The organism is Vibrio sp. 10N.286.49.E11 (assembly GCF_041469505.1).
Classification (GTDB): Bacteria; Pseudomonadota; Gammaproteobacteria; order Enterobacterales; family Vibrionaceae; genus Vibrio; species Vibrio crassostreae_C.
The window spans coordinates 1-10443 of record NZ_JBFRKQ010000080.1 but is presented as its reverse complement, the minus strand read 5'-3'; the positions used below and the strand labels follow the sequence as shown (position 1 = coordinate 10443).

Sequence of the window (10443 nt, the reverse complement as noted above, 5' to 3'; positions counted from 1 at the left end):
GGAAAGCCGCGATGAACCAACAAAAAGGCACTCTACAATTAGAGCGCCTTCATTTAGTTCGAGCGGCAGTTGCTCGCCAGCTAACTTTAAAGCTAAGTCAACAAGTTAAAATGCTGAATGATACATAGCTAGGTATTCTTTAGCCGCATCTTCCCAACTAAAATCTTGCTGCATCGCGTAAAGCTGAGCACGCTTAATTTCAGATGGGTTTTGTGCATAAAGCAGTAATGAACGATGTAACACAGCCAATAACGCCTGCGGTGTTGGCTCTTCAAAAGCAAACCCAGTCGCGACTTCAGGATCTTCATCGTAATCATTCACGCTGTCTTTTAAACCTCCCACAGAACGAACAATCGGCAAAGTACCGTAAGCCATGCTGTAGATTTGGTTTAAGCCACACGGTTCAAATTCCGAAGGCATCAAGAAGAAATCAGAGCCTGCTTCAACCAAGTGCGCAAGTTCATTATTGTACGCTTCTACGAACGAGAACTTATCTGAGTGAAGCGCTGATAGCTCTTTCAATTGACTCGCCAAAACCGGATCGCCAGTACCGACAATCACGATCTGAAGATCATTTTTCAAAAACTGTTCGATGATAGGCAGTAAGTAATGAACACCTTTTTGATTCGTCAAGCGACAAACCATGCCATAAACCGCGCAATCGGCAACGGGTAAACCTACATCTTGTTGCAGTTTTTGCTTACAAGCTGATTTTCCGCGAGCCATGCTGTGCTTGGTCGCTTTGTATTTACGAGGAAGGAAAGCATCAGTTTCCGGATTCCAAGCCCCATAATCACACCCATTCAAAATGCCGAACAGATCAGCAGATCTGTGTTGGAATTCTGCAGCCATACCGTGGCTACCTAATTCCGTTTTCAACTCTTCTGCATAGGTAGGACTTACTGCGTTCACTTTATCCGCACACATCACTCCAGCTCTTAGCATAGTGACATGAGTGTCACTCACTGAAGCTTCAGGCGCATGGTAACTGTGCATCTCTGGCAGGAATTGAAGTTCATCGTATGCGAACACACCTTTGAAAACCGCATTGTGGATCGAGATAACACTGCGCGTATTTTCAAAGAAATCGTGTTGTTGATAACGCGATTTAAGCAAGAAAGGAACGAAACCAGTATGCCAGTCATTTGCATGAATGATATCCGGTTGAAAACCAAGCTTAGGAAGCATATCAAGACAGGCTGCACTAAAGAACGAGAAGCGCTCTCCGTTATCAGCATAAGCTTGATTGTTTTCTGCGTACATTTCCGGGCGGTCGAAATACTTGGCACATTCAATACCAAAAACTGGAACGCCTTCTACGCTCAGTTTTTTAACTTGATAAGCCGTATGAGGCCAATGATCGAGTTCAGTCGATAAAATAACTTCTGCTGAATCAATGTTTGGAATGTTTCTATATGCGGGGATAGTCACTCGAACGTCCTGTTCGAGTGTTTGCAACGCTTTCGGCAGTGCCTTGGCTACATCAGCCAAGCCACCACTTTTAATCAAGCCTTCAACTTCAGACGCTACAAAAAGTACCGAGAGAGTCTTAGTAACCAACTCGTGCTCCTTTAGAAATCACTACAACACCATCGTCAGATACGTGGTAATGCTTTTTGTCTTCTGTCAGATTCACACCAATCTGTGTACCCGGTGCGATGTCTGCATCTTTATCAATGATAACGCGGCGCAAGATACAACCCTCACCCACTTTTACATCACCGAGTAAGATACTTTCGCTGATATCACACGCTGATGCGATATTGCTGCGGAAGCCCAATACACTCTTTTCAATACGCGAACCACGTACATAACTACCGCTACACACAAGGCTATCAATGATCTGAATTCGACCATTTGCCGAATCAGTAAACGTAGCTGGTGGTAGTGGCGGGTAATAAGTGTGTAGAGGCCATTTACGGTTGTATAGCGAGAATGGCGCATCTTTCTTAAGAAGGTCCATGTGCGCTTGCCAGTACGCGTCAATCGTACCTACATCGCGCCAGTAAACTTCTTCTTTCTCACCAGTAATACGGTTGGTGCTGAAATCATAAACAAACACGTCACCACGTGGGAACATGTTTGGAATAATATCTTTGCCGAAATCGTGTGTCGAACCTTCTCTATCAGCATCTTCCGTTAGTTCAGCAAAAAGCTCTTTCGCTTCGAACACGTAGTTGCCCATTGAAACGAGCGCTGATTCTGGATCGCCCGGGATCGACTTCGGATTTGCAGGTTTCTCTTCAAAGCCAATCATACGGCCGTCAGCATCAACCTCAATAACACCGAATTCTGATGCTTCAGCAAGCGGCATGCGCAATGCTGATACTGTTAGAGCCGCTTTCTTCTCTTTATGGAAATCAAGCATCTGTTTGATGTCCATCTTATAAATATGGTCTGAACCAAAAATACATACTTGATCAGGTTCTTCCAACTCCATAAAGCCCATGTTTTGGTAGATAGCATCTGCTGTGCCTTCATACCAACGCTTTCCTTTACGCATTTGCGCAGGAATTGGGTCGATAAAACGGTCTGTTATACCACTGATATTCCAGCCTTTTTTCATATGGTGGAACAGTGACTGTGACTTAAATTGTGTTAATACGTAGATCTTCATTAGATCAGCATTAACGAAGTTGTTCAAAGCGAAATCAATTAAGCGGTAACTACCACCGAAAGGAACCGAGGGTTTGCTGCGAGATTCAGTTAAAGGTCTTAAGCGAGAGCCTTCACCACCAGCAAGAATCATTCCCAATACACCAGCCATTTTATTCTCCATATATCTATAGCTTGTCGATGTTAGTACTCGTAGAGGTATCTTCCTCTGGGGGATGAGCACCAACACTTATTTCGGTATTTAGCGAATATCCATTCACATACAGTGACAATATCCTAAGCCAAACGTTGTTATGTGTGCACTATTCTTTGCACTTGGTTTTATATACGTTATCGACTTTTCGGCCGAATTCAATTTTTAATACGCCATTCTGTGGTACGTAAGCTGATTGCTTTCCTAAGACTTAAAGCAGCTCACACTACACCGTCCAGACGAAACATTACATTAACACCCGACACACATCAGGTATACAACTAAACGCTGATCTGTGAGTTACAATATTTTAATTAAGTTACATTTTCGTTAAAGTTGCATAAGAAGATATGATTAATTGCCGCTATTAATTTCGCGGTGTGAATTTAACAAATCCCCACCGACGAAACACCAGGTCAACAAGTTGCATATTTAGTCATATTGAGATCAAAAAAAGCAGCCATTAGGCTGCTTTTTCATCAATAACGTTCAGTTATTTCTCTTTAGGCTTTTTACGCTTATCCGTAACTTCCCACTTACCGTCGATGTACAACGCAGTCCAACCGGACGGTTTTCCATCTACTTCAGTACGCACGTAGTTTTCTTTGGTCTTACGACTAAAACGAACCACTGTCGGCTTACCATCAGGGTCAGCAACTGGCGCTGATGCTAGGTATTGGAACTTAGGTGAGATACGGTCTTTAAAACGAACCAGCTCTTCCACTAATGGTGCACGTGTTTCACGTGATTTAGGGAAGTTGCTCGCAGCCATAAATAGACCAGAAGCACCATCACGAAGAACAAAGTACGCGTCTGAATTTTCACACGGAAGTTCAGGGAAATGCACCGGGTCTTCTTTTGGTGGCGCAACTTCGCCATTTTTCAGAATCTTACGAGTGTTCTTACAATCTTCACTCGTACAGTCCATGTATTTACCAAAACGACCGTTCTTCAGAACCATGTCAGAACCACACTTGTCACACTCAACAAGTGGACCATCGTAGCCTTTCACTTTAAATTCGCCGTGCTCAACCACATAACCTTCACAGTTCGGGTTGTTACCACATACGTGCATCTTACGCTTATCATCGATTAGATAGGCATCCATTGCCGTTTCACAAATAGGACAACGCTTTTTAGCTCGAAGTGCTGCTGTTTCAACGTCTTCTTCAAGCACGTTGATAATGCCTTCTTCATCACCAAGGTTGATTGTTGTCTTACAACGCTCTTTTGGTGGAAGTGCATAGCCAGAGCAACCAAGGAATACGCCTGTCGAAGCAGTACGAATACCCATTTTACGGCTACAAGTCGGACACTCAATATCGGTTTCCACGATATGATTTGGCTTCATGCCACCAGCGTCTTCGTCTAAGTCTGCTTTTTCCAAATCGCCAGTAAAGTCTTCGAAGAAGTTATCTAGCACGCCTTTCCAGCTTGCTTCGCCTTCTGCGATTTGGTCCAACTTCTGCTCCATACGAGCAGTGAAGTCGTAGTTCATTAGGTCATTGAAGCTGTCATCTAGACGGTCAGTAACAATTTCACCCATCTTCTCAGCATAGAAACGACGCTGTTCAACTTTTACATAACCGCGATCTTGGATCGTCGAGATGATTGATGCGTATGTTGAAGGACGACCAATACCACGCTTCTCAAGCTCTTTAACTAGCGCCGCTTCAGTGAAACGAGCCGGTGGCTTAGTGAAGTGCTGTTTAGGGTCTAGCGCAATCAGATCAAGCTTATCGCCGATCTGTACTGCTGGAAGGATCGTATCTTCGTTCTTGCCCATTGGACGCTGAACACGAGTCCAACCATCAAATTTAAGGATACGACCTTTCGCTTTCAACGTGTACTCATCTGCTTTAACGCTTACTGTCGTTGAATCGTATTGAGCTGGCGTCATTTGACACGCTACGAATTGATTCCAAATTAGCGAGTAAAGCTTGTGTGCGTCTGCGTCTACGCCGTTTAGATCTTCCGACTTAACATCTACACTTGAAGGACGAATCGCTTCGTGGGCCTCTTGAGCGCCCTCTTTGCTGCCGTATGCAAGTGCTTTAGGTGGAAGGTATTGCGCGCCGTACTCAGAACCAATGTATTCACGAGCGGCTTCTACAGCTTCTGAACTCAAGTTGGTTGAATCAGTACGCATATAAGTGATGTAACCCGCTTCATACAGGCGTTGAGCCAGCATCATGGTTTTCTTTACGCCATAACCAAGACGCGTACTCGCCGCTTGTTGCAGCGTCGACGTGATGTAAGGTGCAGACGGCTTACTCTTTGTTGGGCGGTCTTCACGTTTACATACTTCGTATTGCGCTTTTTCTAAAACGCTAACAGCAGCTTGTGTTTGCGCTTCATTTTCAGGTTTAAACGCAACACCGTCTTTCTGTGCAACTTGCAGTCTAAAGTCGGTTTTCTCTGCTGTTTTAGTATCAGCATGCACATCCCAGAACTCTTCAGGGATAAAGGCGTTGATCTCGCGCTCACGCTCTACCAGTAGTTTTACCGCTACTGATTGAACACGGCCAGCGGACAGGCCTCGTGCTACTTTTTTCCAAAGCAGAGGTGACACCATAAAGCCAACAACACGGTCCATAAAACGTCGTGCTTGTTGTGCGTTTACGCCATCAATATTTAGCTCACCTGGCGTTTCGAAAGCTTGTTGAATAGCATTCTTGGTGATTTCGTTAAAAACCACTCGCTTGTATCGCGTTTCATCGCCGCCGATGATCTCACGAAGGTGCCATGCGATAGCTTCTCCTTCGCGGTCCAAATCGGTTGCGAGATAAACATGGTCTGCGTTCTCAGCCAGTTTTTTCAATTCAGCGACGACTTTCTCTTTACCAGGTAGGATTTGATAGTTCGCTTCCCACTCTTTATATGGGTTGATACCCATCTTTTTGATAAGAGCTTTGCGATCTTTTTCTTTTTTGATACGAGCTTTGTCTTCTGGGCTCATACCCTTGGTTGAAACTGCAGCAGCCTTTTGACCAGTACTTTGACCCGCCGTTGGTAAATCACGTACGTGACCTACACTCGACTTAACGACAAAGTCTTTGCCAAGATATTTATTGATAGTTTTAGCCTTGGCTGGCGACTCCACTATAACGAGCGATTTACCCATATTGACTCTAACGTCCTTAATCACGATGCTTCAGCACCAACAATTTAGCTTGTGGGCTTTTACGCATGATATTCTAAATTCATTGCTTCTTTTTTTACTATTGTGCGAGATTACTAGAAGATCAACCGCTTTTTTCAAAATTGGATCTGATCGCTCGACAATTCGACGACTCATAGATAAAAGGGTCACAATATAAAGAAGCTATAAAGTACTCACTAAGAATACTTGCAAGAGCCTATTCATCAGGCATTACGTCTAAACGGGCTCATACTAAGCTTGTCCGCGAATCTAACGCGAGCCCCATTCAATTATTTTTGCCGTAAATCACAAAATAAATTGTGGATGTTTGAAAAGACTCTCTTAATCGGTTGTGAAATCATTGAATTTCTAGTTCGACACCATAAACTCAACGTTATATTCAGTTATCAGAGATAAACTCATGACAAAGAAAGTAATAGCAGAATTTGATTTACTGCTTATCGCAAACCAAATTATCCAATCACATGATGACTACATTGAAGGCATGCGCGCAAACAGCGTAGTAGAAAAAGACGATGTACTCGTCTTCAAAGGTGAATACTTCTTAGACAGCAATGGAATGCCGACAGAGAATACAACCGCGGTATTTAACATGTTTAAATACTTAGCGCACCACCTTTCGAAAGAATTTACAATTCAGCAATAATTAAAAAGCTTGCCACTTAGGCAAGCTTTTTTGTTCCTAAACCTTTACATACTAAGCATTTTTATAGACTTAGCATTTTCAGCTTGTCGAAATAATCAGGGAATGTCTTTGACGTACAACCTGGATCATTAATCGTCACAGGCGTATCGCTCAAAGCAACCAGCGAGAAACACATCGCCATACGGTGATCATCGTAAGTATCAATCGCCGCATGAGTCAGTTCAGCCACAGGGTTAACAATAATGTAATCTTCACCCTCTTCCACTTCAGCGCCGACTTTGCGTAGCTCTGTTGCCATTGCAGCCAAGCGGTCTGTCTCTTTCACACGCCAGTTGTAGACATTACGGATTGCCGTTGTGCCTTTCGCAAACAATGCGGTTGTCGCGATAGTCATCGCAGCATCTGGGATATGGTTATAGTCCATATCAATGCCTTTCAGCTCGCCACAACGAGAAATAACGTAGTCGTCACCCCATTCGATTTCCGCACCCATTTTCTCAAGCGCATCAGCGAATTGGATATCACCTTGGATACTGTTTTTACCAATACCAGTGACCTTAATCTCACCACCTTTGATAGCAGCGGCTGCAAGGAAATATGACGCAGATGATGCATCACCTTCAACCAAGAAATCACCCGGTGCCGAGTAAGATTGCCCGGTAGGAATCACAAACTCTTGGTAATCATTATTGATCACGTCCACACCAAATTGCTTCATGATGTGCAGCGTAATATCGATGTAAGGTTTAGAAACCAATTCACCGTCAATTTTAATGGTCACTTCACCTTCAGCTAAAGGCGCAGCCATCAAAAATGCCGTCAAAAATTGACTAGAGATCGAACCGTCGATAGAAACCGTACCGCTCTTCAAACCGGTACCTGTGATCTTCAATGGCGGGTAGTTTTCGTTCTCTAAGTATTCAACATCGGCACCGGCTTCTCGCAGTGCTGTTACTAAGTGGCCAATTGGGCGCTCTTTCATACGAGGCTCACCAGTAAGAACGTATTCACCGCGACCTAAACATAGTGCAGCCGCCAACGGACGCATCGCCGTACCCGCGTTACCTAAGAAAAGCTCTAGGGCTTTGTCACTTGAGAATGCACCACCAACACCTGTCACTTCACAAACGGTTTTGTCTGCAGACAACTGATAATCAACACCTAACTGAGTTAATGCATTCAACATATGACGAATATCATCACTGTCTAGCAAGTTTGTTAGGCGAGTGGTTCCCGTAGAAAGTGCAGCCAAAAGAAGTGCACGGTTGGAAACGCTTTTTGAACCAGGTAGGTTAACTTCCCCGTTCACTTTTTGAATTGGTTGTAACGTAAGGCTTTCCATTAAATCTTATAGTCCTTGTACCACCCGAAGTCACTGGTGCGTATTTATTTTCGGGTGATGAATAATTCTTCGTACTTGCAGACTAACGAACTTTTCCAACGAACTCCAGAGCTAATCCGGCCCAAACCGGTGATTAATTAGCCAATCAATCGTATTTATATACTAGTACACGAGATCAACTCGAACACCATCTGAAAAATAGAGAATTCGTACATCATCGCCTCGGTTGAACAGCATCGAGTTATCGACATCTTGGATAATGTTGACCAACTTGTCGTCTTTGGTTTTGACCAATAACTCGACCAGTTTGTACTCTACTTTATATTGTGTGTTACCTCGGTTACGAGCAATACCCGCACCTGCTACTGCACCTACAGCTGTCGCCACTTCTTTACCAGTGCCGCCGCCAAACTGGTTACCAATCAAGCCACCAATCGCCGCACCTAACAAGGTTTCCCAACCATTCGCTTTCGACTCAACGATCTCTTGCTGAGTGATGTATCTGACCGTATCAATCTCACCATAAACCACCTCGTTTACTGGTCGAGCTTGGTTTCTGTTGTAAGCTGCATTTGCCAACATGGGCAAAACAAGTAAAATCCAAAGCAACTTCTTCATGGTAAAACTCCTAAAGACCTCTTGGTCAGTGATTAATCTGTAATGCGGTACTTATGACTATATACCTAACCGAACTTGATACTACTAGTATAGAGTTTCCTTCGCCTTTCGACGCGCTTGATGACCCCAACGGTCTGCTCGCCTTCGGTGGTGATTTATCACCAATGCGAATTTTAAACGCTTATAGCCAAGGTATATTTCCATGGTATGGCCCAGGTGAGCCTATACTTTGGTGGAGCCCTGCACCGCGAGCGGTATTTAATCCTAAGACATTCGAACCGTCAAAAAGTCTTAAAAAGTTTCAAAGAAAGCACAATTACCGAGTCAGCATCAACCAAGCGACGGACAGAGTAATTGGTTATTGCTCTTCACTAAGACCCGAAGAAGAAACCTGGCTAAACAGCGACATGCAGTCAGCCTACCGCAAACTCGCTTCATTAGGTTTCTGCCACTCGGTTGAGGTTTGGCAAGATGATGAACTGATCGGTGGACTTTACGGCTTACAAAGAGGCCAAGTCTTTTGCGGTGAATCGATGTTCAGCCTAAAGACCAATGCCTCTAAAATTGCGCTGTGGTACTTTTGTAAACACTTTACCCGATTCGGCGGACAACTGATTGATTGCCAAGTCATGAACCCTCACTTGGAATCCTTGGGCGCTATCGAGGTTGATAGGGATGAATTCCTAGGCTCTCTGCAATTACTCAAAGAGTTCTCCGTTGACGATGCATGCTTTAAAACCCAATGGCTAAAGGAAATGCCTTAATGAATCCAGATTTACAACAAATCAGAATTGGATTAACAGACAATCACGCTTGCAGCTACTTACCTCACTTCGAAGAGAGAGTGGCGGTCACGCTTGACGAACACATGCACACCTCAGATAACTATGAAGTTCTGCTTGCGAATGGATTTCGCCGCAGTGGTTCAACCATTTATAAGCCACATTGCGATAATTGCTCAGCATGCCAAGCGATTCGGCTTTCAATTCCTGAGGTTAAGCTTTCCAAAAGCCAACGACGGATCCTTAACAAAGGAAAATCACTACGTTGGGAACTGAAAGATGAGATGGATGACAACTGGTTTGACTTATACAGTCGCTATATCACCGCTCGTCACCGTTCGGGAACCATGTACCCACCCAAGAAAGAAGAGTTTCTACAATTCTCTAAAAATGAGTGGCTTACTACAAAGTTCATGCACATCTATGATGAGAACAAGTTGGTTGGTATCGCCGTAACCGACATCATGGCTCACTGTACCAGCGCGTTTTATACCTTCTTCGATCCTGATATAGACATTTCGATGGGAACACTTGGCGTTCTATTTCAGATCCAACATGCCCAGAAAGAACAAAAACAATGGTTATATTTGGGTTATCAAATCGATGAATGCCCTGCGATGAACTATAAAGTACGATTTCAACGTCATCAAAGGCTAGTAAATCAGCGGTGGCAAGGGTAGAATACGCGACAACTTTACATATTTTGATTTTAACGGCACAATCAAGCCGTTGAAAACCGCCAAATTTCGAAAGAGGATTAGATGGCTAAAGAAGACGTAATCGAGATGCAAGGCACTGTCCTTGATACTCTACCAAACACAATGTTCCGTGTTGAGCTTGAAAACGGTCACGTAGTGACAGCACACATCTCTGGTAAAATGCGTAAGAACTACATCCGTATTCTTACTGGTGATAAAGTAACTGTTGAGATGACTCCATACGACCTTTCTAAAGGCCGCATCGTCTTCCGTGCTCGTTAATTTTTAATTAGCGAATACAATAAGAAGCGGAGCTTAAGGCTCCGTTTTTTATTGCCTGAGCTTTTTACTACACAAGCACATCAATCTCGCATCTCGCATCTCG

At 43.9% G+C, this 10443-nt stretch carries 9 protein-coding genes; 4 read left to right on the top strand and 5 right to left on the bottom strand.

Going from position 1 to position 10443, the window contains the following annotated elements:
• Nucleotides 1-105: 105 nt before the first annotated feature.
• From glgA to topA, 3 genes are all read right to left on the bottom strand, one after another.
• Complete coding sequence (glgA, locus tag AB4167_RS18925) at nucleotides 106-1560, bottom strand: glycogen synthase GlgA (protein ID WP_017070017.1); 1455 nt, start codon at nucleotides 1558-1560, stop codon at nucleotides 106-108.
• Nucleotides 1550-2779, bottom strand: a complete 1230-nt coding sequence (gene glgC, locus AB4167_RS18920) for a glucose-1-phosphate adenylyltransferase (protein ID WP_080582251.1) — start codon at nucleotides 2777-2779, stop codon at nucleotides 1550-1552. The genes glgA and glgC overlap by 11 nt, the downstream gene beginning before the upstream one ends.
• A 523-nt stretch (nucleotides 2780-3302) precedes the next feature.
• Nucleotides 3303-5933: a type I DNA topoisomerase gene (gene topA / locus AB4167_RS18915; RefSeq protein ID WP_372136903.1), complete on the bottom strand. Its 2631-nt coding sequence runs from the start codon at nucleotides 5931-5933 to the stop codon at nucleotides 3303-3305.
• Nucleotides 5934-6372: 439 nt separating this feature from the next.
• On the opposite strand from topA, the gene AB4167_RS18910 reads away from it, so the two are divergent.
• The gene (locus AB4167_RS18910; protein ID WP_017062104.1) at nucleotides 6373-6618 is read left to right on the top strand and encodes a YciN family protein; all 246 of its coding nucleotides are present in this window, start codon (nucleotides 6373-6375) and stop codon (nucleotides 6616-6618) included.
• A gap of 61 nt (nucleotides 6619-6679) precedes the next feature.
• On the opposite strand, the gene aroA is transcribed toward AB4167_RS18910, so the two are convergent.
• Nucleotides 6680-7960, bottom strand: coding sequence for a 3-phosphoshikimate 1-carboxyvinyltransferase (aroA, locus tag AB4167_RS18905; RefSeq protein WP_017062105.1), 1281 nt, complete (start codon nucleotides 7958-7960; stop codon nucleotides 6680-6682).
• 162 nt (nucleotides 7961-8122) lie between these two features.
• Nucleotides 8123-8578 carry a glycine zipper 2TM domain-containing protein gene (locus AB4167_RS18900; protein ID WP_004736438.1) on the bottom strand — a complete coding sequence of 152 codons (456 nt, stop codon included), beginning with the start codon at nucleotides 8576-8578 and terminating at the stop codon, nucleotides 8123-8125.
• Nucleotides 8579-8631: 53 nt separating this feature from the next.
• Between AB4167_RS18900 and aat the strand changes: the two genes are divergently transcribed.
• The 3 genes from aat to infA all read left to right on the top strand — a co-directional run bounded on the left by aat (nucleotide 8632) and on the right by infA (nucleotide 10340).
• Nucleotides 8632-9342, top strand: coding sequence for a leucyl/phenylalanyl-tRNA--protein transferase (aat, locus tag AB4167_RS18895; RefSeq protein WP_017063504.1), 711 nt, complete (start codon nucleotides 8632-8634; stop codon nucleotides 9340-9342).
• Complete coding sequence (locus AB4167_RS18890; RefSeq protein ID WP_065585123.1) at nucleotides 9342-10040, top strand: arginyltransferase; 699 nt, start codon at nucleotides 9342-9344, stop codon at nucleotides 10038-10040. Before aat ends, AB4167_RS18890 begins: the two co-directional genes overlap by 1 nt.
• An 81-nt stretch (nucleotides 10041-10121) precedes the next feature.
• Entirely contained in the window at nucleotides 10122-10340 is a 219-nt protein-coding gene (gene infA / locus AB4167_RS18885; RefSeq protein ID WP_001040192.1) for a translation initiation factor IF-1, read from the top strand.
• Nucleotides 10341-10443 lie beyond the last annotated feature (103 nt).